Below are 21,391 nucleotides of genomic sequence, written 5' to 3' on the forward strand. Positions count from 1 at the left end.
CATGAGCATGAACCTCGTCACCCTCCTCTACCTCATCGCCTCGGTCTGCTTCATCCAGGCCCTCAAAGGCCTGTCGCACCCGACCACCTCGCGCCGCGGCAACCTGTTCGGCATGATCGGCATGGCCATCGCCGCGCTGACCACCGTCGCACTGGTTTTCAAGATCAGCAGCGAAATCGCCACCACCGGCATCGTCTACGTGATCATCGGCCTGCTGGTCGGCGGCACCGCCGGTTCGATCATGGCCAAGCGCGTCGAGATGACCAAGATGCCGGAACTGGTCGCCTTCATGCACAGCATGATCGGCCTGGCCGCCGTGTTCATCGCCATCGCCGCCGTGGTCGAGCCGCAGTCCCTGGGCATCGTGCAGAACCTGGGCGATACCATCCCCACCGGTAACCGCCTGGAGCTGTTCCTGGGTGCCGCCATCGGCGCCATCACCTTCTCCGGTTCGGTGATCGCCTTCGGCAAGCTGTCGGGCAAATACAAGTTCCGCCTGTTCCAGGGCGCCCCGGTGCAGTTCGCCGGCCAGCACATGCTCAACCTGGTGCTCGGCCTGACCACCCTGGGCCTGGGCCTGCTGTTCATGTTCACCGGCAACCTGACCGCCTTCGTGGTGATGCTGGCCCTGGCCTTCATCCTCGGCGTGCTGATCATCATCCCGATCGGCGGCGCGGACATGCCCGTCGTCGTGTCGATGCTGAACTCCTACTCCGGCTGGGCTGCAGCAGGTATCGGCTTCTCGCTGAACAACTCGATGCTGATCATCGCCGGCTCCCTGGTGGGCTCCTCCGGCGCGATCCTCTCCTACATCATGTGCAAGGCGATGAACCGCTCGTTCTTCAACGTCATCCTCGGTGGCTTCGGCGCCGAAGCGGACGCTGGCGGCCCGGCCGGTGCCAAGGAAGCCCGCCCGGTGAAATCCGGTTCGGCCGACGACGCCTCGTTCCTGCTGACCAACGCCGACAGCGTGATCATCGTCCCCGGCTACGGCCTGGCGGTGGCCCGTGCCCAGCACGCGCTGATGGAACTGGCCGAGAAGCTGACCCATCGCGGCGTCAACGTGAAGTTCGCCATCCACCCGGTTGCCGGCCGTATGCCGGGCCACATGAACGTCCTGCTGGCCGAGGCCGAAGTGCCTTACGAGCAGGTGTTCGAGATGGAAGACATCAACTCCGAGTTCGGCCAGACCGACGTGGTGCTGGTCCTGGGCGCCAACGACGTGGTGAACCCGGCGGCGAAGAACGATCCGAAGTCGCCGATCGCCGGCATGCCGATCCTCGAGGCCTACAAAGCCAAGACCGTGATCGTCAACAAGCGCTCGATGGCCAGCGGCTACGCCGGCCTGGACAACGAACTGTTCTACCTGGACAAGACCATGATGGTCTTCGGCGACGCCAAGAAGGTCATCGAAGACATGGTCAAGGCCGTCGAATAAGACGACCGCTGATCCACAAGACACCGGCCTCGCGCCGGTGTCTTGCTTTCGGGCAACCCGAAAAGCGCTGGACATTGGTAGTAAGAAGGCCCCGGCCGGGCGATTTTTCGACCTTGGTATAAGAGCCAAAAATCGCCGAGTCCCTAGACTGGCGGCCTCGCACTTCCTACTGCCCGAGGTTTTCCCATGTTCCGTGATCGCGTGCGTATGTCCTCCCTGCTGGACAAGGTGATGACTGCCGACCAGGCCGCGGCCCTTATCAAGGACGGCATGACCGTCGGCATGAGCGGTTTCACCCGTGCCGGCGAAGCCAAGGCCGTCCCCAAGGCCCTCGCCGAGCGCGCCAAGCAGGAGCCGCTGCGCATCAGCCTGATGACCGGCGCCAGCCTGGGCAATGACCTCGACAAGCAACTCACCGAAGCCGGCGTGCTGGCCCGTCGCATGCCCTTCCAGGTCGACAGCACCCTGCGCAAGGCGATCAACGCCGGCGAGGTGATGTTCATCGACCAGCACCTCTCCGAGACCGTCGAGCAACTGCGCAACCACCAGCTCAAGCTGCCGGACATCGCCGTCATCGAAGCCGTCGCCATTACCGAGGAAGGCCACATCGTGCCGACCACCTCGGTGGGCAACTCGGCCAGCTTCGCGATCTTCGCCAAGCAGGTGATCGTCGAGATCAACGTCGCGCACAACGCCAACCTCGAAGGTCTGCACGACATCTATATCCCGACCTACCGTCCGACCCGCACGCCGATCCCGCTCACTCGCGTGGACGACCGCATCGGCAGCACCGCCATCCCGATCCCGGCAGAGAAGATCGTCGCCATCGTCGTCAACGACCAGCCGGACTCCCCGTCCACCGTGCTGCCGCCGGACGACGAAACCCAGGCCATCGCCAACCACCTGATCGATTTCTTCAAGCAGGAAGTGGACGCCGGCCGCCTGGCCAAGAACCTCGCGCCGCTGCAAGCGGGCGTCGGCACCATTGCCAACGCGGTGATGTGCGGCCTGATCGAATCGCCGTTCGAAGACCTGACCATGTACTCCGAAGTGCTGCAGGACTCGACCTTCGACCTGATGGACGCCGGCAAGCTGCGCTTCGCCTCGGGCAGTTCCATCACACTGTCCGCACGTCGTAACGAAGAAGTCTTCGGCAACCTGGAGCGCTACAAGGACAAGCTGGTACTGCGCCCGCAGGAGATTTCCAACCACCCTGAAGTGGTCCGTCGCCTGGGTATCATCGGCATCAACACCGCGCTGGAGTTCGACATCTACGGCAACGTGAACTCCACCCACGTCGGCGGCACCAGGATGATGAACGGCATCGGCGGCTCGGGCGACTTCGCCCGCAACGCGCACCTGGCCATCTTCGTCACCAAGTCCATCGCCAAGGGCGGCAACATCTCCAGCGTCGTCCCCATGGTCAGCCACGTCGACCACACCGAGCACGACGTGGACATCCTCGTCACCGAAGTCGGCCTGGCCGACCTGCGCGGCCTGGCGCCGCGCGAGCGCGCCCGGGTGATCATCGACAACTGTGTGCACCCGTCCTACCGCGACGCCCTGAACAGTTACTTCGATGCCGCCTGCGAGCGCGGCGGCCATACCCCGCACATCCTGCGCGAGGCCCTGGAGTGGCATATCAATCTGGAAGAACACGGCCACATGCTGGCAGCGGGCTGATTCCAGACGCTCTGCGGGCCATTCAGCAATGAATGGCCCGCAAGGGTTTACAGCCGGAAAAAAACCACGTAAAAACACTCCTGAACAGATTTTTATCCCGCTCCAACTGTTCAGCTTCCCCCGCCGCCGCCTTGGCCGGCACCCTCGAAAAACCTCAGACGCCCACCAGTTGCGCACCAGAATGGAGCGCAACGGTACAGTTCGCCCCGAAAAAGACCATTACAGTTCAAAATTACAATCGCCTGACCAGCCGCAATACAGTCCAGCTGTACCTGTCATCCCTGACCAAAAAGTCAGATCATATGCTTAATCCATTCAGCAACTGACTACTCGCCACAAGCGAGAAGGATGACCACCATGGAACGTACCCTCGGTTCCGCAGCTCTGAGCACCACCCGTAGCACCTCCAGCGCCCATCGTGGCCTCGTCGGCACCGTTCGCCTGTGGCAGCGCCGCATGGAAAGCCGCCGTCAGCTGGCCCGCCTGGACTCCCGCCTGCTGGCCGACGCCGGCATCAGCGAAGCCCAGCGTTACGCCGAACTGAACAAGCCGTTCTGGCGCTGATTCAACAGTACAACTGAGCCATACTCTCCAGGCTCACCGTAACTGTACTGGTAGTTTTGCCTGAGGCCGCTCATCTGGAGCGGCCCTTGGCATTCTGGAAGCCCGCTTTTTCGCGCTACCTCCCCTCGCTGATCACAGAACAGCCAGCTGCAACCGCGGCGGTACAGTTCTGAATTTCCCCTCGCTGTACTCCCGCAATTGCCTTTCGCTGACTCTGATGCGCCATCGCGAGCAGTGCGAGCCTGTATTGACCGTCCACCACGGTCACGAGGAGGCCCGCCATGGAACGCGCACTGTCATCCGATCTGCCCACTCCGCCCGCCGCCCTGCTGCTGCGTCGTCTACCCGCCTTGCTCGGCGAATGGCTGCACAATGCCCGAACCCGCCGCCAGCTCGCCGAGCTCACCAGCCTTCAACTGGCGGATATCGGTATCAGCCCCAGCGAACGCATGCGAGAAATCTCGAAACCATTCTGGCGCTGAATGCTGGTGACGCCGATCAGTCTTGGCTAGTCTGAGCACAGTTAGAGTGGCCGCCCCGGCCACCTTTGCTTGGTCTTTTTCCGGAGCCACTCCATGAACAACCGCCTTCGCCTGATCGCTGCCGCCGCCCTGATCGGCTGCGCCACCGGCGCCTATGCCACCAGCTTCGTCTACACCACCGACCTGTCGGTGCGCGCCACCGGCGCCACCTCCGACGGCACCTCGGACCTGAGCAACTCTTTCAAGGACGACAAGATCGTCCTCGAAGCCCGTGACGATGCGGCCACCTTTGTCGCAAGCCAGGGCCAGATCCGCGGCGCGCACCTGGAAGCCGCCCTCGCCCACATCCGCAGCAAGCTGCCGACCCTGGCCGCCAATGACCAGCAGCTGGCCCAGGCGATCCTGACCATCTGAGCGATTCATCGCTGAATCCTGCCGCGCCGGGCGCTCCGCCCGGCGCTCTGCGCTGGCTCTCCCACGCGCATTCCGTTAGCCTTGGCGGCCGTGCTTTCCCGATCGTCCGAGCCCATGCGTACCCTGTTGTTACTGCTGCCGTTGCTGACCTGTTCGTTGCCCGCCCGGGCATTCGACCAGACTACCCAGTTCCCGGTAGCGACCAGCTACGCCACCAGCCAGGTCACCAGCGCGCCCTTCGACAATAAGCTGCTACGCGGCGCCCGCGACGACGCGGCGCAGTTCGTTGCAACCGATGGAGCCCTGCGCGGTGCCCGCCTGGAGGCTGCGCTGCACTGGCTGCGCCAGCGGCATCCGGAGCTGGCGGCGAATGATCGGGAACTGGCCGAAGCAATTCTTGCCAAATAAGTCGTGAGCAGCTCCCGCTGCCCTTTCGGAGACATCCATGCGCCTCAGCTCGCTTTCCAAGAGCCCCCTGATCCTCGGCCTCCTGCTGGCCGCCTGCACCTCCACCGCCCAGGCCCAATCGGTGATCCGCGTGTTCAACATCACCACCAACGCCTTCGCCCGCAGCATCGACTTCACCTCGGACACCACCACCTCCGTGCGTGACATGAAAGTCGTCCGCGAAGCCCGTGACGATGCCGCCAGCTATGTCGGCAGCGACGGCGCGATCCGTGGTGCGCAGCTGGAAGCCGCGTTCAAGGTGCTGCGCGAGCAGGTGCCGCAGGCGCGCGAAGCCTCCGACCAGGACCTGGCCGAAGCCATCCTCGCTCTGTGAGACTCCGGGCTGGCCGCTGGCTGGCGGCCCTGGCACTGATAGTCGCCGCCAGCAGCCACGCCTCGCTCCGCCTGGAGCTGGACACCGACGGCCTGAATGCCGCCCAGCGCCAGGCCAGCCAGCACCTGCTGGACGAAGCCCTGCACACCCTGCCGGAGAGCTTCGTGCAGCGCCTGGATCGCAGCGTCCAGGTGCAGTGGCGCGACGACCTGCCCAGCAATGGCATGGGCCGCACCCTGCGCCCCGGCGCCATCGCCCTGAATACCCGCTATCTCGGCCCACTCACCGACGGCAGTGCCGCCACCGAGCAGACCGGCCGCACCCACGGCACCCTGCGCCGGGAGCTGCTGGCCACCCTGCTTCATGAGCTGACCCATCTCTACGACCGCGCGCGCCTCTGGGATACCGACGAAGGCCGGGTGATCCGCCGCTGCACGATGCGCGACAAGAGCCTCGGCCGCGTCGGCGCGCCAGACGATTGCCGTGGCCAGGCCGGCCGCCGCTTCAGCCTCTCGGACGACCCGCGCCTGCTCGACCTCGCCGGCTGGCCGCAATACGCCGGCAAGCATGGCGAGCGCGAACAGCACAACCGCTTCCTGCTGCGCAGCCCGGACCGCTACGAGCTGACCAACCCGCGCGAGTACGTCGCGGTGAACATGGAGTACTTCCTCCTCGACCGCAGCTTCGCCTGCCGCCGCCCGGCACTGTACCGCTACTACGCGGAGCGCTTCGGCGAGCGCCCGCACGACCAATGCTCGACCCAGTACGCCTACCTCAACGCCGGCCGCGATTTCGGCCGCCAGCCGCTGGGGTATCTCGACCCGGAGCGCGTCTACGAGGTCGACTACCTGATCGCCGAGGCCAACAACGAGATCGCCAGCCGCTGGGGTCACACCATGCTGCGCCTGGTGGTCTGCGCGCCGGGGCGCCCGCGCGGCCCGGCGTGCCGCCTGGATCTGGACCAGCACCTGGTGCTGTCCTACCGCGCCTTCGTCGGCGACCTGCAGCTCTCCAGCTGGGACGGCCTGACCGGCGCCTATCCATCGCGCCTGTTCGTGCTGCCGCTGTCCCAGGTGATCGAGGAGTACACCAAGGTCGAGCTGCGCAGCCTTGCATCGATCCCGCTCAGGCTCAGCCGCGACGAAGTCGCCAGCCTGGTGGAGCGCTCCGCGCAGAGCCATTGGAGCTACGACGGCAACTACTACTTCCTGTCCAACAACTGCGCGGTGGAGACGCTCAAGCTGCTGCGCAGCGGCATCCAGCGCCAGAGCCTGCAGACCATGGACAGCATCACGCCCTATGGCGTGCTCGGCCTGCTGGAGAACAAGGGCATCGCCGACGCCAGCGTGCTGGACAACCCCAAGGAAGCGCTGCGCCTGGGCTATCGCTTCGACTCCTTCCGCGACCGCTACCAGGCCATGTTCGACGTGCTGAAAAAGCGCATGGATGTCCCGCAGGACAAGGTCGAAGACTGGCTCGCCCTCCCCGCCGTCGAGCGCCGGCCCTGGTTCGACAAGGCCGACCTGCGCTCCAGCGCCGCCCTGCTGCTACTCGAACAGGCCTCGCTGCGCCGCCAGCTGCTGCTGGCCCAGGACGAGCTCAAGCGTCTCTACCTGAGCAACCCGGACGCCATGAAAAGCCAGCCGGACCTCGCCGCGGCCGGCAAGACGCTGCAGCAGATCCTCGACGACAGCGGCTTCCTCAGCCGTCCGGCCGAACTGCTCGACGGCGGCTACGGCCTGCCCCAGGCGCCGGAGACCGCAACCCTGGAGAAGCAGACGCAGCAGCGCCAGCAGCGCCTGCGCCAGCTCAGCGACAACCTCGACCGCGAAGTCCGCGCCCTGCTCACCCCGGAGCGTCGTGACGAGCTGGCCGCGCTGGAAGCGAACACCAAGCAGATCGGTGCGCACCTGCGCGAGCTGCACAAGGCATCGGGCGGACTGGAGCTGCCCTGAAGCCTGCCGAGCGTCGGTTCGCGAGCAAGCTCGCTCCTACAGCTAGCGCATTATTGCTCTTCGTAGGAGCGAGCTTGCTCGCGAACAAAACCGAACCGCGAACCCTAGAGCTTCTCCTCCCACTCCTCTTCCAGCTGCTCGTCCAGATGAATCCATGGCAGCCGGCTGTTCACCCAGATATGCCGATCCGGCACCACGCTGGCGACCTCCTCCAGCGTCGCCGTGGTGATATCCAGCGTGTCCGGAGCCTGGTCCGTGAACAGGGCCAACTGGGCGCCACAATTGCGGCAGAAGTAGCGCACGCAGGGCGGCGACGAGCGGTATTCGGCAGGCTTGCCGTGAGTCCAGCGAAAGCTCTTCAGCGGCACTGTCACCCAGGTAGTGACGATGCCGCCGGTGGTGCGCCGGCAGATCGAGCAATGGCAATGGGCGACGTCCGTCAACGCGGCATCGCACTCGTAGCGCAGCTGGCCGCAATGGCAGCCGCCGACATGTACAGCCTTCATCGTTGATCCTCCCTTTCAGTCCTACTTGGCCGCCTCGTGGCCGCGCTTCGGCACGCAGCCGTCCTCGCGCAGCAGCTGCCGGCCCGGCTCCCCACTACCCAGCTCGGCCTGGGCGCGCTCCAGGGCATCGAGGAAGGCTCCCAGCACCTCGCCCGGCTCGACTCCCTGGCGCGTCACGCTATGGAACTCCGAGACATAGGCCAGCTGCGCCGGGCGGATCGCCCGCAGGCGATCCTGTGCGACCCATTGCGCCGCGTAGTGCGTAGGCAGGTAGCCGATGAAGGTGCCGCTGAACACCAGGTTGGCGATGGCCTCCATGGTGTAGGCGTTGGTCGCGCGGCTGAACACCAGCCCGTGCGGGCGACGGCTTTCGGTCATGTAGCCGCGGCCGACGTATTCAGCCGCGCAGACCTGCTCCAGGGAGGGCTCGTCCTGCGCACGCTCGAAGAACGGGTGCCCCTGGGCGCAATAGAGGTTCTGCTCCTCGCTGAACAGCAGCTGGTAGCGCAGACCCGACAAGCGATGATGGAAGGCGCCGATGGCCAGTTGCAGACGCTCCTCCAGGACGGCGTTCTCCAGTTCGTCCGGACGCTGGGTATGCAGGTTCAGGCGCACCCGTGGATGGCCTTTGCGGAACAGCCGGAGCGCCAGCGGCAGCGGCCAGCAGTGCTGGCCGAGCACGCCATCGACGCAGCCCAGGTGCAGCACCTCGCGATCGCGGCCGCCCAGGCCTGCCACCTGCTCGCGGAAGCGCTCGATGTCGACGAACAACCCGAGCGACGCCTCGTACAGCTGCTGCCCTTCCTCGGTGAGCTGGAAGCCGCTGCTGCCGCGTCGGCACAGCGAATAGCCCAGGCGCAGTTCCAGGTCGCGCACCAGCACGCTCAGCCGTGACAGGCTGGTGTTCAGGCGCACCTGGGCGGCAGTGAAGCCGCCCGCCTCGACGATGGTGCAGAAGGTGCGCAGCAGGCGCAGGTCGATATCGGAAAGATTGCCCAGCATGGGAGTTCTCGTGGCGGCGGGCGCAGGCCTTTCGTTATAGCGCCGAGCGCGCCGCTCCGTGAACCCCCCGTGCGGTCAACGGCGTGCGGCGACCGAATCAGCAAGGACGCAGAGCAGCTCGAACATCATGGTGGCGCCCACCAGCGCGGTCGCCCCGCCCTGGTCGAACGGCGGCGACACTTCCACCACATCGGCGCCGATCAGGTTCAAGCCCTGCAGCCCGCGGATCATGTGCTGCGCCTCCAGCGTCGTCATGCCGCCGATCTCCGGCGTGCCGGTGCCGGGTGCGTAGGCCGGGTCGAGCACGTCGACATCGAAGGTCACGTAGGTCGGCCCCTGCCCCACGACCCGGCGCACTTCGGCCAGCGTGGCAGCGACGCCGAGGTCGGCGAACTCTTCCATGTGGATCACCCGGATGCCTTGCTCCTGGGCAAAAGCCTCATCGTCGGCGTCGTAGATCGAGCCTCGAATGCCGATCTGCACCGTACGCTTGGGGTCCAGCAACCCTTCCTCGATGGCGCGGCGGAACGGCGTGCCGTGGGTGTAGGGGTTATCGCCGAAGTAGCGGTCGTTGGTGTCGGAGTGCGCATCGAAATGCACCATGCCGACGGGCCGCTCGGCGGCCAGCGCGCGGAAGATCGGCAGGGTTACCAGGTGGTCGCCGCCCACCGACAGCGGGATGGTGCCGGCGGCGTGGATGCGCCGGTAGAAGCCTTCGATCTGCTTGAGCGAATCGAGCAGGTCGATGGGGTTCACCGGCGCGTCGCCGATGTCGCCGATGCGCAGCAGGTCATAGGGTGCGATATGGCTGACGTGGTGCACCTTGCGCATCAGGCTCGACTGGTTGCGCACCTCGCGCGGGCCATGGCGGGCGCCGGCGCGGTTGGTGGTGCCGCCGTCCCAGGGCACGCCGAGCAAGGCAATGTCCACCTGCGCCGGGTCCTCGAAGATCGGCAGGCGCATGAAGCTGGGGATGCCGGCGAAACGCGGGATCTGCGCGGCGTCCAGGGGTTGCGGGAAGTCATGGGGCATGGGGCGTCTCCTGTCGGATGAAGGTTCAGTCGGCCTGCGCCTGCAGGCTGGCGGCGGGTGCTCCGGCGAGGCTGACCACCACGAAGGTGACCAGGCTGGCGAGCAGGCCATAGGCGATGGGGGTATTGGCGAGCACACCGTCGACGGCCATGAAGGCGACCACCACCAGGCAGCCGACGACGATGCTGGCCATCGCACCTCGAGCGGAGGCGCGGCGCCATAACAGGGCGCCGAGTATTGGCACCAGCAAGCCACCGACGAGCAGGTTGTAAGCGATGCTCAGGGCACCGATGACGTCGTTCACCAGGCACGCCAGGGCAAGCATCACCACCCCCATCATCAGCGTGAACAGACGGCTCTCACGCAGGCCGTTGGGCGCGCCGGGGCGCAGGAAGCGCGCGTAGATGTCCTCCTGGAACACCGTGGCGGCCGCCAGCAGGCAGCCCGAGGCGGTGGACATGATGGCCGACAGCGCTGCCGCGACCACCAGCCCACGCAGGCCGGGCTGGAGCACCTGGCGGGTGACTTCGGCATAGGCGTTTTCCGGCACTGCCAGGTTGGGCAACAGCACGTGGGCGGCGGCGCCGATCAGCGCGCAGGCCAGGCCGTAGAGCATGCAGTAGACGCCGGCGCCAAGGCCGGCGTAGCGCACCACCTTCTCGCTGCGCGCGGTGAACACGCGCTGCCAGATGTCCTGGCCGATCAGCGCGCCGAAGAAGTACAGCAGGAAGTAGGTGAGGATGGTGTCCAGGCCGATGTGGCCGAGATCGAAGAAGCCCGCCGGCAGCACTTCCTGCATGCGCGACAGGCCGCCCGCCTCGTGGATCGACAGCGGCAGCAGCACCGCGAAGATGCCGAGGGTCTTGATCACGAACTGGATGATGTCGGTGAGCGTCAGCGACCACATGCCGCCGATCACCGAATAGACGATGACGATGCCGCCGCCGCAGAGGATCGCCGGGATGCGCGGAATCTCGAAGACCACCTCGGTCACCGAGCCGATGGCGATGGTCGCGGTGACCGCCACCATCAGGTCGTAGGCGACCATCACGATGCCGCCGATCAGCCGCGAGGACGCCTGGTAGCGCTGCTCGAGGATCTGCGTGACGGTGTAGACCTTCAGCCTCGCGATCTGCCGCGAGAACACCAGGCTGAGGACGATGATCCCCAGCCCCAGCATGAATACCAGCCACAGGCCGGACAGCCCGTAGAGGTAGCCCAGCTTCACCGTGCCAATGGTGGATGCGCCACCGAGCACCACCGCAGCCATGGTGCCCAGGTAGAGCCCCGGGCCGAGGCGGCGCCCGGCCACAAGGAAGTCGTTCTGATTGCGCGCCTTGCGCATTCCGTACCAGCCCAGGGCAAGCATGCCCAGGGCGTAGACCAGCATGATCAGGTAATCGAGCAGCATCGCGGGGGGCTCCTGTTGTTGTTGTGTGGGAATCAGGCCGTCGCCCCGCCAGCCTGATGCCCCTCGCCCTGCCGACAAATCCTCGAAGCCGGAAGCCAACTTTCGCCACCGCGAAAGTGTTCCCCGCGGCCCGCGCCTGGCGGGCTTTCAGCCGGTCGTGGAGAAAAAATCCGCCGCCGCCAAGTGCTTGATTCGTATACGTATGTTATCGTTGTATACTGTGTATACAGCGTAAACGGAGCTGTTCAAAAAGTGACCACCGTTGTTTCGTTCCGCGCCGACGACGCCCTCGTGGCAGCGCTGGACCAACTGGCCCGCGCCACCCATCGGGACCGGCCCTACCACCTGCGCCAGGCGCTGGCGCAGTACCTGGAACGCCAGAGCTGGCACGTGGCGGCCATCGATGAAGGGGTGGCGGACGCCGATGCCGGTCACCTGCTGGAGCACGCGGCCATCGAAGCCAAGTGGGGCCTGGCATGAGCCTGCAATGGACGCACAAGGCCGCGGCTGACCTGGACGCCATCTACGACCACTACGTCGTACTGATCGGCCCGGAGAAGGCGCTGCGGGCCATCCAGGACATCGTCGAGCAGGTCAGCCCGCTGGCAAACCTGGAACAGAGCAGCAGCGGCGTGCCGAGCGAAGTGCCCGGCGTGCGCGAATTGCCGGTCGAGCGCTGGCCGTACCAGGCCGCTTTCCGGGTAAAGGGGCGTGCTGTGCAGATTTTGCGCATCGATCGTGTGGATAACTCGGGGTAAAAGTGGCCACACGGTTACAAGATGTTTCAAAGTATTGACTTTGTCATTTGGTTAAAAAGCAATCAAATGCACAATGCTCAATATTCTGGTCGTTTTATCGACCCAGTTGTAATTCCTGGATTTTCAGTGACCGTATAGGGCAATAACGTTCACGGAGTCTCAGCGACGCCTGGCTTTTTCCAGGCAAGAAAAAACCCGGCCATGGCCGGGTTTTTTCGTTTTGCGCTTTTTGCCAGCGCTGTCAGGCGGCTTGCCAGTTCACCGGCAGCTGGCCTTCTTTCCAGGCGAAGCGGTCGAGGTGGCTGACGACCACGTTCTGCAGGCGCTCGAGGCCATCCGCATCAGCGGACTCGGCATCCATCAGCAGCGCTTCCGGGGTCGCGTGCAGGCGGCAGGTGCCGAAATCGAAGGGCAGCACACCACGGTCGTCAGTCAGTTCGACCGGCAGCTTGTGGGCGAAGTGGTTGCACAGGCGCTTGAGGTAGCGCGCGGCATCGGGGGTAGGGACGGTGGCACGGCTCGAAGGCATCTTTTCTCTTCTCCATTTTGGGAGATGACATCCTAGGCGCCGGCAATCAAGGGAAAAACCCGCTATTTTGCCTTTCACTCTTTAGCGGAGCTTCACAATGGACAATCTTCGCGGCATGGCCGTGTTCGCCACCGTGGTCGCCCGCGGCTCCATGGCCGCTGCGGCCGAAGCGCTGGGCATGACGCCTTCGGCGGTCAGCCAGCAGATCCGCAAGCTCGAAGCGCATGCCCAGGTCACGCTGCTGCATCGCACCACCCGCAAGCTGACGCTGACCGAGGCCGGAGAAGCCTTCTACCGCAGTTGCGCGCAGATGCTGGCGATCGCCGAGGAGGCCGAGCAACGCCTGGGCGAATGGCGTGAGGCACCCGTGGGAGAGTTGCGCCTCGCCGCGCCGGTGGGCTTCTCCGGCAAGCTGATCACCGAGGCGCTGCGCCCGTTGCTGGAGAACCACCGCCAGTTGCGCCTGCAACTGTTCTTCCACGACGAGCAGATCGACCTGATCGAGCAGCGCATCGACCTCGCCATCCGCGTCGGCAGCCTGTCCGATTCCAGCCTGGTGGCAAGGCACCTGGCGGAGTGGAACAACGTCATCTGCGCCGCGCCCGCCTACCTGCGGCGCATGCCGGTGATCGACCATCCGCAGCAACTGCAGGGCGTTGACTGGCTTTCGCTGAATACCGTGGCGCACCAGGCCTACCTGAACTTCAGCGGGCCGGACGGGGAAAGCTGCAAGCTTCGACTGGAGGCGCGCGTTGCTGCCAACAGCATGATCGCCCTGCGCCAGTTCACCCTCGACGGCCTCGGCGTTTCCGCACAGCCGGAGCCGGAAGTGCGCGAGGCACTGGAGGAGGGCAGGCTGGTGCGACTGCTGCCGGATTGGACGCTGCCGCCGTTCGGCATCTATGCCGTCACCCCGCGCCGTGATGCCCAGCCGGCCAAGGTGAAGGTCGCCATCGAAGCGCTACGCCGGCACCTGGGCGGCTCGACCACGCTGCGCTTCCACGCGCCGGTCTGAGGCGCGATACCATGCAGCTCCGAAGACGCCACCTCGATGATCGGAGTGAACACGACATGGCCCTGAACTGGACCTGCAAGCACCACCGCGACCTGACCAAGGAAGAGCTCTACGCCATCCTGCAACTGCGCACCGAAGTCTTCGTGGTGGAACAGAAATGCCCCTACCAGGAAGTCGATGGCCTGGACCTGGTCGGCGATACCTGCCATCTGATGGTGGAAGCCGATGGCCAGCTGGTCGGCTACCTGCGCCTGCTCGATCCGCAGCGCCACGACGGCGACGTGGTGATCGGCCGCGTGGTGATCGCCCCGCAGGGCCGCGGCACCGGCCTCGGGCACCAGCTCATGGAGCAGGCGCTGCAGGCCATCGCCCAGCGCTGGCCGGGACTGCCGGTGTACCTCTCGGCCCAGGCGCACTTGCAGGGCTACTACGGTCGTTACGCCTTCACGCCGGTGACCGAGGTCTACCTGGAAGACGACATCCCGCACATCGGGATGCGCCGCGAGGCCTGATTCAGGCCGGGTAATGCCGGACGAGGAAATCCCCCAGCAGCGCGTTGACCCGCTCCGGCTGCTGGCTCTGGATCCAGTGGCCGCAGTTCTGCAGCACATGCTGCTCGAGGTTGGACACATGCTCGGGCATGCGCTGCACGGTGTAGGCCTCGAAGCGGCCGACCGGGTCGCGGTCGCCGATCAGGAACAGCGTCGGTTGCTCGACCTTGCGCCCGGCCAGCGGCTCGGTGCGCTGCCAACTGCGCTCGAAATTGCGGTACCAGTTCAGCGCGCCGTGGAAACCACGCCCCTCGAAGGTCCGCACATACCACTGGAAGTCCTCGGCGCTGCACCAGTCCGGATGCGCCGGAGGTGGCGGCAGGCCGTCGAACAGGCGGCCGTCGGGGGACTGATCCGGCGCCAGGCGTACGTTGTCACCGAGGAAGTGGCGCAGACTCAATGCGATGTCGGCATCCAGCTCGGCCTCGGCGCGACCGGGCTGCTGGAAGTAGAGGATGTAGAAGAACTTGCCGGCGAACACCTCGCGCATGATCTCCACTGGCGGGCGCTTCGCGCGGCCGGCGAAGGGCACCGAGAGCGTCGCCAGCACTTGTACGCGCCGTGGCTCCAGCAGCGCCAGGTGCCACGCCACCGGCGCGCCCCAGTCATGCCCGACCATCGCCACGCGCTCGTGTCCCAGTGCATCCATGGCGCCCTGGATGTCCGCGCAGAGCGTCAGCACATCGTAGGCGTCCACTTCCTGTGGCGCGCTGGTCTGGCCGTAGCCACGCATCTCCGGAACGAACACGCGGTAGCCGGAAGCGGCGAGGGCGCGCATCTGGTGCTGCCAGGAATGCCAGCACTCGGGAAAACCGTGCAGCATCCACACCGGCTTGCCATCCGCCGGGCCGCAGCTGTAGAGGCTGAGCTGGATGCCGTTGACCGCCAGCATCTGGTGTTCGAACTCGTTCATGGCGCGCTCCGCAAAGGATGAGCTTCACTATGCCAAGCCCGGCGCGCCGGCCGAACCCCATTCACCAGGCGAATACAGGAATCTTTCCGCCTGGCAATGCGCCCCGCTCGGCGAAGCAACGCGACAAAGCCGCGGATAATACCCGGCGCCACCGCCGATCCTCCCCAGGAAGGACGCCCATGAGACGCCACCCCACCGCCCGGCTCTGCGCGGAACTCGACGCCATCCTGCGGGCCGAACTGCGCGCCGGCAATCAGCTCGGCGAAGGCCCGGTACGCACCGACTGGCCGCAGCCCGGCTCGATCTACGCGGCCCTGCGCGACAGCCTGAAAACGCGCGCGCCGGGGGAGTCCGGCCCGGTCCGCCACTCGATCTGCCGCGATCCGCACTACGGCTGGAACGACGAATGCTACTGCGAGTTGCACGGCGACCTGCTGGTCGCTGGAAGTACGCAGCGGCCCTGATGTTTCCGTGCTGGCGCGCTGGAGGATTCCCGGCCGACCGCTGAAAAGGGCTTGCAATCAATCCACAAAAAACAGCATCGTATTCTGCACAGCGAAACATCATTCCGTTAAAACTACGCTAAAACGGAGTTCAGCATGTCAGATGCGGTACAGCTCGAACGCCGGGGAGAGATCGCCCTGGTGACGGTCGACAACCCACCGGTGAACGCTCTCGGACAGTCCGTCCGCGCAGGCCTGCTCGCCGCCTTCCAGCAGGCCGAGGCCGATCCGCAGGTACGCGCCGTGGTGCTGGTCTGCGCCGGGCGCACCTTCATGGCCGGCGCCGATATCCGCGAATTCGGCAAACCGCCGCAAGCCCCCTCGCTGCCCGAGGTGGTCGAGATCATCGAAAGCTCGACCAAGCCCAGCGTCGCCGTGATCCACGGCACTGCCCTGGGCGGCGGGTTGGAGGTGGCGCTGTCCTGCCATTACCGCATTGCCCGCCGCGACGCCCAGGTCGGCCTGCCGGAAGTGAAGCTCGGCCTGCTCCCCGGCGCCGGCGGCACCCAGCGCCTGCCGCGCCTGGCCGGTGTGGAAAAGGCTCTGGACATGATCGTCTCCGGCACGCCGATCCGCGCCCCGGAAGCCCTCGAATTCAATGTCGTCGACGAGCTCATCGACGGCGACCTGGTCGAAGCCGGCCTCGCCTTCGCCCAACGCCTGCTGGCGGACGGCAAGGGTCCGCGCCGCACGGGCGAGCGCAACGAGCGCGTACAGCAAGCCGGCCTCGCCGATCTGATCGCCCACAAGCGCGGCGAGGTGCAGAAACGCCTGCCCGGCCAGTTCTCCCCGCAGCGCTGCATCGACGCCGTCGAAGCCGCCACCCAGTTGCCGCTGCGCGAGGGTCTCGCCCGCGAGCGCGCGCTGTTCCAGCAATGCATGGAATCTCCGCAGCGCGCCGCGCAGATCCACGCCTTCTTCGCCGAGCGCGAAGCGGCCAAGGTCGAAGGCCTCGCGCCCGAGACCCAACCGCGCGAGGTGCGCAGCGCCGCGGTGATCGGTGGCGGCACCATGGGCGTGGGCATCGTCCTGTGCTTTGCCAACGCCGGCATCCCGGTGCAGCTGCTGGAGGTGAACGACGAAGCCCTGCAACGCGGCCTCGACCGCGCCCGCAGCCTGTACGCCGCCAGTGTGGCGCGCGGAAGCCTGGGTGCCGAAGAGATGGAGCGGCGCATGGGCCTGATCAGTGGCGTACTCGATTACGCCGCGCTGGGCGACGTGGACGTGGTGGTCGAAGCGGTGTTCGAAAGCCTGGAAGTGAAGCGCCAGGTCTTCGAGCAACTGGACGCCGTTTGCAAGCCCGGCGCGATCCTCGCCAGCAACACCTCCTCGCTGGACCTCGACGAAATCGCCGCCTTCACGAAGCGTCCGCAGGACGTGGTCGGCCTGCACTTCTTCAGCCCGGCCAACGTCATGCGCCTGCTCGAAGTGGTGCGCGGCAAGGCCACCTCGGACGCCGTTCTGGCCACCGCCATGCAGTTGGGCAAGCGCCTGAAGAAGGTCTCGGTGGTGGTCGGCGTGTGCGACGGCTTCGTCGGCAATCGCATGATCTTCCAGTACGGCCGCCAGGCCGAGTTCCTGCTGGAGGAGGGCGCCACACCGGCGCAGGTGGATCGTGCGCTGCGCGCCTTCGGCATGGCCATGGGGCCGCTGGCGGTGCGTGACATGTCCGGCCTGGACATCAGCCACGCGATCCGCTCGCGCCAGCGGCCGAACCTGAAACCCGGCCAGACCCTGCCCACCGTGCTCGACCACCTGATCGCCGCCGGCATGCTCGGGCAAAAGACCGGCACCGGCTTCTACCAGTACGGCGAGAGCGGCCGCGCCCCGCAGGACAACCCGGCGCTGCCGGCCATGCTGGAACAGGCCGCGGCCGACCGTGGCATCACCCGCGGGCCGGTGAGCGACGAGGAAATCGTCGAGCGCTGCGTCTACGCGCTGATCAACGAAGCGGCGAACATCCTCGACGAAGGCATCGCCCAGCGCGCCAGCGACATCGACGTGATCTTCCTCAACGGCTACGGCTTCCCCGCCTGGCGCGGCGGCCCGCTGTTCCATGCCGACAGCGTCGGCCTTGCCCGCGTGCTCGAACGAATCCGCGAGTTCCACCAGCGCCTCGGCGCCTGGTGGAAGCCCGCGCCGCTGCTCGAACGCCTGGTGGCCGACGGCCGCCGCTTCGCCGATCTGTAGAGGACCTGCCATGGACATCCACTTCACCCCCGACGAACTGGCCTTCCGCGATGAAGTCCGCACCTTCCTCGAAGCCAAGTTGCCCAAGGACATCGCCACCAAGGTGCGCCTGGGCAAGCACCTGAACAAGGGCGACCACCAGCGCTGGCAGCGCGTGCTGACCGAGCAGGGCTGGTACGCTACGCACTGGCCCGAGGAGTACGGCGGCACCGGCTGGAACGCCGTGCAGAAGCACATCTTCGAGGAGGAATGCGCCGCCTTCGGCGCCCCGCGCACCGTGCCGTTCGGCGTCAACATGGTCGCCCCGGTGATCATCCGGTTCGGCACGCCCGAGCAACAGGCGCACTACCTGCCGCGCATCCTCGACGGCACCGACTGGTGGTGCCAGGGCTACTCCGAGCCGGGCGCCGGCTCCGACCTCGCCTCGCTGAAGACCCGCGCGGTGCGCGACGGCGATCACTACGTGGTGAATGGCCAGAAGACCTGGACCACCCTCGGCCAGCATGCCGACTGGATCTTCTGCCTGGTGCGCACCGACCCCGAGGCGCAGCAGCAGCGCGGCATCAGCTTCCTGCTGATCGACATGCAGACGCCGGGCATCACCGTGCGCCCGATCATCACCCTGGACGGCGAACACGAGGTCAACGAGGTCTTCTTCGACAACGTGCGCGTACCGGTGGAAAACCTCGTCGGCCGCGAGAACGAAGGCTGGACCTGCGCCAAGTACCTGCTCACCTACGAGCGCACCGGGCTCGCCGGCATCGGCGCGTCCAAGGCGGTGCTCGCGCACCTCAAGCGCGTGGCCAGTCGCGAACTCTGCGACGGCAAGCCGATGCTCGAAGACCCGCTGTTCCGCGCCCAGGTGGCGGAGGTGGAAATGCAGCTGATGGCCATCGAGATGAGCACCCTGCGCATCCTCGCCGCCGCCCGCGAAGGCGGCGTGCCGGGGGCGGAAAGCTCGATCCTGAAAGTGAAGGGCACCGAGATCCGCCAGGCCATCAGCCACCTGCTGCGCAAGGTGCTCGGCCCCTACGCGCTGCCCTTCATCGAAGACGAGTTCGAGCTGGGCGCCGAGCCGCTGCACGCGGACTATTCGGCGGCGCCCGCCAGCCAGTACTTCAACCTGCGCAAGCTGTCGATCTTCGGCGGCTCCAACGAAATCCAGAAGAACATCGTCTCCAAGATGATTCTCGAGCTGTGAGGGGCTGAGCATGGACTTCAAACTGAGCGAAGAGCAGCAGATGCTGCAGGACACCGCGGCGCGCCTGGTGCGCGACGCCTACCCGTTCGACAAGCGCGAGGGCTTCAGCCAGAGCGAGCGGGGCTACAGCGTCGAATTCTGGCGCCAGCTCGGCGAACTGGGGCTGACCTCGGTGTCGCTGCCGGAAAGCCACGGCGGCTTCGGCGGCGGCGTGGAAAGCATGCTGGTGCTCACCGAACTGGGGCGCGGCCTGTGCCTGGAGCCGTACCTGCAATCGGTGGTGCATGCCGGCGGCCTGATCGCCCAACTGGGCAGCGCGGCGCAGAAGGAGTATTGGTTGCCGCGCATCGCCAGCGCCGAGGCGCCATTGGCCGTCGCGCTGGAAGAGCCGCAAAGCCATTACCAACTGCACGACGTGCAGACCCGCGCGGAGCAAACCAGCGACGGCTGGAAGCTCAGCGGCCGCAAGGCGGTGGTGATCGGCGGGCAGGGCGCCACGGCGATCCTGGTCTCGGCACGGGTGTCCGGCCAGGCGCGGGACGAGGCGGGCATCGGCCTGTTCCTGGTCGACCCGCAGCAGGCTGGCGTCAGTCGCCGCGAATACCCGACGGTGGACGGCCAGCGCGCCTGCGAGCTGTTCCTCGACGGCGCCATCGGCGAGGCCATCGGCACGCCGGGTGACGCGCTAGCGGCGCTGCGCTACCAGCAGGGCCGCGCCATCGCCGCGCAGTGCGCCGAAGCCCTCGGCAGTCTGCAGGAAGCCTGCGCGCTGACCCTCGACTACCTGAAGACGCGCAAGCAGTTCGGCATCCCGATCGGCAAGTTCCAGGTGCTGCAGCACCGCATGGTGGACATGCGCAGCGAGCTGGAACAGGCCACCAGCATGGCGATCCTCGCCGCCTGCGTCGCCGACCAGCCCGACAGCGCCGAGCGCAGCCGCACCCTGGCGGCGGCCAAGTTCATCGTCACCCGCGCCGCGCGCTACGTGGCCGAGCAGGCGATCCAGCTGCACGGTGGCATCGGCATGACCTGGGAATACGTCCTCGCGCACCACGCCAAGCGGCTGGTGATGCTCAGCCACCAGCTGGGCGATGACGATCATCACCTGAAGGTGTACGCAGGACTGATGGAAGTGGCGTAACTAACACGCCAGCCCTTGTAGGAGCGAGCTTGCTCGCGAAAGGATTCACCGGCGGCTCCGATGCTGGGCGGTTCGCGAGCAAGCTCGCTCCTACAGGAAAAGCCTGCCCCGCGTCCCGGCTCCGGCTTCTGCCCTCGAAGGCTTCCAGAGAAACATCCGCGCACTCCAGACCGCCCCTTTCAGGAGGCCTCGTTGAAGCGAAGTTTCAGGGGTTGAGCGACGTGGATGTCGCGAGAGCCACGATGGGCCAGGGATGGCCTGTCGTGGGGGGACGCCTAGTTCGGGCCCCTGAAACTTCGCTTCGACGAGGGAATTTTTCGCCTAGGCGAAAAACCGGATGGAGGGGCAAGCCTTTTGGTTACTTTCCGGGGGGCGGCCATCCGTCGTTTGGAAAAGTAACTCGCCCGAGGGGGCGAAACAGGAAGTCCCAGCACAAGCCGAAGCGGCGCAGAAACACCCAACGAAAAGCATCGCGGAAAAAATCAGGCCCCGAGGCTCTCGATATCCCGCGCCAGGATTTCCAGCTCATGGGCCAGCGACCCGCGCAGTGTCTCTTCGCTGAGCTGGAACGACGGCGCCCCGCAGGTCAGCGCCATCAGGCCACCATCCGCCAGGCGCAGCGGCACGCCGGCAGCGCGCACGTTGCGGTCCCAGTCGCCGAGTGACAGGCAGAAACCGTGCTCGTAGTACTCCTCGAAGGAGGCATCCAGCGAAGCACGCATCGCCGCCCAGTCACCCTCGTGGCGCTCCTGCAGCGCCGACAACAGGTGCTCACGCTCCTGCTGAGGGGTCGCGGCGAGGTAGGCGCGGCCGGCTGCGGTGGTGGCCAGCGGCAGGCGCACGCCAGCGTCCATGCGCAGGGAAGTGGCTTCCGGCGGGCGGCAGTTTTCCACGTAGATCATCGACAGCCAGTCGCGGCAGGTCAGGCCCACCGTGGTGTTGGTGCGACGGGCGAAGGCGTCCATGTACGGCTTGGCCAGCTGGCGTACGCGCAGGTTGGAGACGTAGGCGTAACCCAGCGCCAGCACGCCGGAATCCAGCTGGTACTTCTCGTGCTGCTGCGAATAGCAGAGGTAGCCCAGCTGGGTGAGGGTGTAGGTCATGCGCGACACCGTTGCCTTGGGCAGGCCGGTGATCCGCGAGATTTCCTGGTTGCCGAGCACCACCGAGCCATGGGTGAAGGCGCGCAACACGTCCAGTCCGCGGGCGAGGGCCTCGACGTACTTGCGGTCCTTGGGGTTGCTGATGTCTTCGACTTCGTCGCTCATGGGGCCTCGGCGGGGGATTGCAGTTGCGGCGCCACGCGCGGCGCGGGCGAACGA

At 66.2% G+C, this 21,391-nt stretch carries 24 protein-coding genes; 17 read left to right on the plus strand and 7 right to left on the minus strand.

Features of this window, described 5'->3' with window-relative positions:
• Position 1 precedes the first annotated feature (1 nt).
• The 9 genes from UB43_RS17955 to UB43_RS17990 all read left to right on the plus strand — a co-directional run bounded on the left by UB43_RS17955 (position 2) and on the right by UB43_RS17990 (position 7,317).
• Positions 2 to 1,438, plus strand: coding sequence for an NAD(P)(+) transhydrogenase (Re/Si-specific) subunit beta (locus UB43_RS17955; RefSeq protein ID WP_045213558.1), 1,437 nt, complete (start codon positions 2 to 4; stop codon positions 1,436 to 1,438).
• A gap of 186 nt (positions 1,439 to 1,624) precedes the next feature.
• Positions 1,625 to 3,121 carry an acetyl-CoA hydrolase/transferase family protein gene (locus UB43_RS17960; protein WP_045213561.1) on the plus strand — a complete coding sequence of 499 codons (1,497 nt, stop codon included), beginning with the start codon at positions 1,625 to 1,627 and terminating at the stop codon, positions 3,119 to 3,121.
• Positions 3,122 to 3,153: 32 nt separating this feature from the next.
• Positions 3,154 to 3,447, plus strand: coding sequence for a hypothetical protein (locus UB43_RS29945; RefSeq protein WP_218187700.1), 294 nt, complete (start codon positions 3,154 to 3,156; stop codon positions 3,445 to 3,447).
• Between the two features lie 31 nt (positions 3,448 to 3,478).
• Entirely contained in the window at positions 3,479 to 3,685 is a 207-nt protein-coding gene (locus UB43_RS17965; RefSeq protein ID WP_015474893.1) for a DUF1127 domain-containing protein, read from the plus strand.
• A 281-nt stretch (positions 3,686 to 3,966) separates the two neighbouring features.
• Positions 3,967 to 4,167: a DUF1127 domain-containing protein gene (locus UB43_RS17970; protein ID WP_045213563.1), complete on the plus strand. Its 201-nt coding sequence runs from the start codon at positions 3,967 to 3,969 to the stop codon at positions 4,165 to 4,167.
• A 93-nt stretch (positions 4,168 to 4,260) separates the two neighbouring features.
• A complete protein-coding gene (locus UB43_RS17975) occupies positions 4,261 to 4,581 on the plus strand; it encodes a DUF2388 domain-containing protein (protein WP_045213565.1) in 321 nt (106 codons plus the stop codon).
• Between the two features lie 114 nt (positions 4,582 to 4,695).
• Complete coding sequence (locus UB43_RS17980; RefSeq protein WP_045213567.1) at positions 4,696 to 4,989, plus strand: DUF2388 domain-containing protein; 294 nt, start codon at positions 4,696 to 4,698, stop codon at positions 4,987 to 4,989.
• Between the two features lie 37 nt (positions 4,990 to 5,026).
• On the plus strand, positions 5,027 to 5,362 hold the full coding sequence (locus UB43_RS17985; RefSeq protein ID WP_045213568.1) for a DUF2388 domain-containing protein: 336 nt from the start codon (positions 5,027 to 5,029) through the stop codon (positions 5,360 to 5,362).
• Positions 5,359 to 7,317 (plus strand): DUF4105 domain-containing protein, encoded by a 1,959-nt coding sequence (locus tag UB43_RS17990; RefSeq protein WP_045213570.1) that lies wholly within the window; start codon positions 5,359 to 5,361, stop codon positions 7,315 to 7,317. Before UB43_RS17985 ends, UB43_RS17990 begins: the two co-directional genes overlap by 4 nt.
• A gap of 104 nt (positions 7,318 to 7,421) precedes the next feature.
• Here the strand turns inward: UB43_RS17990 and UB43_RS17995 are convergent, their stop codons facing one another.
• From UB43_RS17995 to UB43_RS18010, 4 genes are all read right to left on the minus strand, one after another.
• The gene (locus tag UB43_RS17995; RefSeq protein ID WP_045213573.1) at positions 7,422 to 7,823 is read right to left on the minus strand and encodes a GFA family protein; all 402 of its coding nucleotides are present in this window, start codon (positions 7,821 to 7,823) and stop codon (positions 7,422 to 7,424) included.
• Between the two features lie 21 nt (positions 7,824 to 7,844).
• Positions 7,845 to 8,825, minus strand: a complete 981-nt coding sequence (locus tag UB43_RS18000; protein ID WP_082085862.1) for a LysR family transcriptional regulator — start codon at positions 8,823 to 8,825, stop codon at positions 7,845 to 7,847.
• A gap of 75 nt (positions 8,826 to 8,900) precedes the next feature.
• Positions 8,901 to 9,857 carry an agmatinase gene (speB, locus tag UB43_RS18005; protein ID WP_045213576.1) on the minus strand — a complete coding sequence of 319 codons (957 nt, stop codon included), beginning with the start codon at positions 9,855 to 9,857 and terminating at the stop codon, positions 8,901 to 8,903.
• Between the two features lie 25 nt (positions 9,858 to 9,882).
• Entirely contained in the window at positions 9,883 to 11,268 is a 1,386-nt protein-coding gene (locus tag UB43_RS18010; protein WP_045213578.1) for a sodium:solute symporter, read from the minus strand.
• A gap of 252 nt (positions 11,269 to 11,520) precedes the next feature.
• Here UB43_RS18010 and UB43_RS18015 point away from each other — a divergent pair, with 252 nt between their 5' ends.
• Positions 11,521 to 11,748, plus strand: coding sequence for a CopG family ribbon-helix-helix protein (locus UB43_RS18015; protein ID WP_045213580.1), 228 nt, complete (start codon positions 11,521 to 11,523; stop codon positions 11,746 to 11,748).
• The gene (locus UB43_RS18020; protein WP_045213583.1) at positions 11,745 to 12,026 is read left to right on the plus strand and encodes a type II toxin-antitoxin system RelE/ParE family toxin; all 282 of its coding nucleotides are present in this window, start codon (positions 11,745 to 11,747) and stop codon (positions 12,024 to 12,026) included. The genes UB43_RS18015 and UB43_RS18020 overlap by 4 nt, the downstream gene beginning before the upstream one ends.
• Positions 12,027 to 12,267: 241 nt before the next feature.
• On the opposite strand, the gene UB43_RS18025 is transcribed toward UB43_RS18020, so the two are convergent.
• Positions 12,268 to 12,555, minus strand: a complete 288-nt coding sequence (locus UB43_RS18025; RefSeq protein ID WP_045213585.1) for a DUF2218 domain-containing protein — start codon at positions 12,553 to 12,555, stop codon at positions 12,268 to 12,270.
• Positions 12,556 to 12,652: 97 nt separating this feature from the next.
• On the opposite strand from UB43_RS18025, the gene UB43_RS18030 reads away from it, so the two are divergent.
• Together UB43_RS18030 and UB43_RS18035 are read left to right on the plus strand one after the other, a co-directional pair.
• Positions 12,653 to 13,570 (plus strand): LysR family transcriptional regulator, encoded by a 918-nt coding sequence (locus UB43_RS18030; RefSeq protein ID WP_045213586.1) that lies wholly within the window; start codon positions 12,653 to 12,655, stop codon positions 13,568 to 13,570.
• Between the two features lie 56 nt (positions 13,571 to 13,626).
• Positions 13,627 to 14,082, plus strand: coding sequence for a GNAT family N-acetyltransferase (locus tag UB43_RS18035; RefSeq protein ID WP_045213588.1), 456 nt, complete (start codon positions 13,627 to 13,629; stop codon positions 14,080 to 14,082).
• Between the two features lies 1 nt (position 14,083).
• Here the strand turns inward: UB43_RS18035 and UB43_RS18040 are convergent, their stop codons facing one another.
• Positions 14,084 to 15,034: an alpha/beta fold hydrolase gene (locus tag UB43_RS18040; protein WP_045213590.1), complete on the minus strand. Its 951-nt coding sequence runs from the start codon at positions 15,032 to 15,034 to the stop codon at positions 14,084 to 14,086.
• Between the two features lie 179 nt (positions 15,035 to 15,213).
• Here UB43_RS18040 and UB43_RS18045 point away from each other — a divergent pair, with 179 nt between their 5' ends.
• The 4 genes from UB43_RS18045 (at position 15,214) to UB43_RS18060 (ending at position 20,069) form a co-directional block, all read left to right on the plus strand.
• Positions 15,214 to 15,498 carry a hypothetical protein gene (locus UB43_RS18045; protein ID WP_045213592.1) on the plus strand — a complete coding sequence of 95 codons (285 nt, stop codon included), beginning with the start codon at positions 15,214 to 15,216 and terminating at the stop codon, positions 15,496 to 15,498.
• A gap of 135 nt (positions 15,499 to 15,633) precedes the next feature.
• Complete coding sequence (locus tag UB43_RS18050; RefSeq protein WP_045213594.1) at positions 15,634 to 17,727, plus strand: 3-hydroxyacyl-CoA dehydrogenase NAD-binding domain-containing protein; 2,094 nt, start codon at positions 15,634 to 15,636, stop codon at positions 17,725 to 17,727.
• Positions 17,728 to 17,737: 10 nt separating this feature from the next.
• A complete protein-coding gene (locus UB43_RS18055) occupies positions 17,738 to 18,928 on the plus strand; it encodes an acyl-CoA dehydrogenase family protein (RefSeq protein ID WP_045213597.1) in 1,191 nt (396 codons plus the stop codon).
• A gap of 10 nt (positions 18,929 to 18,938) precedes the next feature.
• A complete protein-coding gene (locus tag UB43_RS18060; RefSeq protein ID WP_045213599.1) occupies positions 18,939 to 20,069 on the plus strand; it encodes an acyl-CoA dehydrogenase family protein in 1,131 nt (376 codons plus the stop codon).
• 482 nt (positions 20,070 to 20,551) lie between these two features.
• On the opposite strand, the gene UB43_RS18065 is transcribed toward UB43_RS18060, so the two are convergent.
• Positions 20,552 to 21,337 carry an IclR family transcriptional regulator gene (locus UB43_RS18065; protein WP_045213601.1) on the minus strand — a complete coding sequence of 262 codons (786 nt, stop codon included), beginning with the start codon at positions 21,335 to 21,337 and terminating at the stop codon, positions 20,552 to 20,554.
• Between the last annotated feature and the right edge of the window lie 54 nt (positions 21,338 to 21,391).

The sequence above is a fragment of the Pseudomonas sp. 21 genome, from assembly GCF_000955805.1.
Taxonomy (GTDB): Bacteria; Pseudomonadota; Gammaproteobacteria; order Pseudomonadales; family Pseudomonadaceae; genus Pseudomonas.

What these genes read in the sequence shown, in the direction of transcription:
- UB43_RS18010 (WP_045213578.1), bottom strand. Translation starts at nt 11,268, where the DNA reads ATGCTGCTCGATTACCTGATCATGCTGGTCTACGCCCTGGGCATGCTT.
- UB43_RS18035 (WP_045213588.1), top strand. Translation starts at nt 13,627, where the DNA reads ATGGCCCTGAACTGGACCTGCAAGCACCACCGCGACCTGACCAAGGAA.
- UB43_RS18045 (WP_045213592.1), top strand. Translation starts at nt 15,214, where the DNA reads ATGAGACGCCACCCCACCGCCCGGCTCTGCGCGGAACTCGACGCCATC.
- UB43_RS18000 (WP_082085862.1), bottom strand. Translation starts at nt 8,825, where the DNA reads ATGCTGGGCAATCTTTCCGATATCGACCTGCGCCTGCTGCGCACCTTC.
- UB43_RS17970 (WP_045213563.1), top strand. Translation starts at nt 3,967, where the DNA reads ATGGAACGCGCACTGTCATCCGATCTGCCCACTCCGCCCGCCGCCCTG.
- UB43_RS18025 (WP_045213585.1), bottom strand. Translation starts at nt 12,555, where the DNA reads ATGCCTTCGAGCCGTGCCACCGTCCCTACCCCCGATGCCGCGCGCTAC.
- UB43_RS17980 (WP_045213567.1), top strand. Translation starts at nt 4,696, where the DNA reads ATGCGTACCCTGTTGTTACTGCTGCCGTTGCTGACCTGTTCGTTGCCC.
- UB43_RS17955 (WP_045213558.1), top strand. Translation starts at nt 2, where the DNA reads ATGAGCATGAACCTCGTCACCCTCCTCTACCTCATCGCCTCGGTCTGC.
- UB43_RS17985 (WP_045213568.1), top strand. Translation starts at nt 5,027, where the DNA reads ATGCGCCTCAGCTCGCTTTCCAAGAGCCCCCTGATCCTCGGCCTCCTG.
- UB43_RS29945 (WP_218187700.1), top strand. Translation starts at nt 3,154, where the DNA reads ATGGCCCGCAAGGGTTTACAGCCGGAAAAAAACCACGTAAAAACACTC.
- speB (WP_045213576.1), bottom strand. Translation starts at nt 9,857, where the DNA reads ATGCCCCATGACTTCCCGCAACCCCTGGACGCCGCGCAGATCCCGCGT.
- UB43_RS17960 (WP_045213561.1), top strand. Translation starts at nt 1,625, where the DNA reads ATGTTCCGTGATCGCGTGCGTATGTCCTCCCTGCTGGACAAGGTGATG.
- UB43_RS18055 (WP_045213597.1), top strand. Translation starts at nt 17,738, where the DNA reads ATGGACATCCACTTCACCCCCGACGAACTGGCCTTCCGCGATGAAGTC.
- UB43_RS18050 (WP_045213594.1), top strand. Translation starts at nt 15,634, where the DNA reads ATGTCAGATGCGGTACAGCTCGAACGCCGGGGAGAGATCGCCCTGGTG.
- UB43_RS17965 (WP_015474893.1), top strand. Translation starts at nt 3,479, where the DNA reads ATGGAACGTACCCTCGGTTCCGCAGCTCTGAGCACCACCCGTAGCACC.
- UB43_RS17975 (WP_045213565.1), top strand. Translation starts at nt 4,261, where the DNA reads ATGAACAACCGCCTTCGCCTGATCGCTGCCGCCGCCCTGATCGGCTGC.
- UB43_RS18060 (WP_045213599.1), top strand. Translation starts at nt 18,939, where the DNA reads ATGGACTTCAAACTGAGCGAAGAGCAGCAGATGCTGCAGGACACCGCG.
- UB43_RS17995 (WP_045213573.1), bottom strand. Translation starts at nt 7,823, where the DNA reads ATGAAGGCTGTACATGTCGGCGGCTGCCATTGCGGCCAGCTGCGCTAC.
- UB43_RS18065 (WP_045213601.1), bottom strand. Translation starts at nt 21,337, where the DNA reads ATGAGCGACGAAGTCGAAGACATCAGCAACCCCAAGGACCGCAAGTAC.
- UB43_RS18020 (WP_045213583.1), top strand. Translation starts at nt 11,745, where the DNA reads ATGAGCCTGCAATGGACGCACAAGGCCGCGGCTGACCTGGACGCCATC.
- UB43_RS18030 (WP_045213586.1), top strand. Translation starts at nt 12,653, where the DNA reads ATGGACAATCTTCGCGGCATGGCCGTGTTCGCCACCGTGGTCGCCCGC.
- UB43_RS18040 (WP_045213590.1), bottom strand. Translation starts at nt 15,034, where the DNA reads ATGAACGAGTTCGAACACCAGATGCTGGCGGTCAACGGCATCCAGCTC.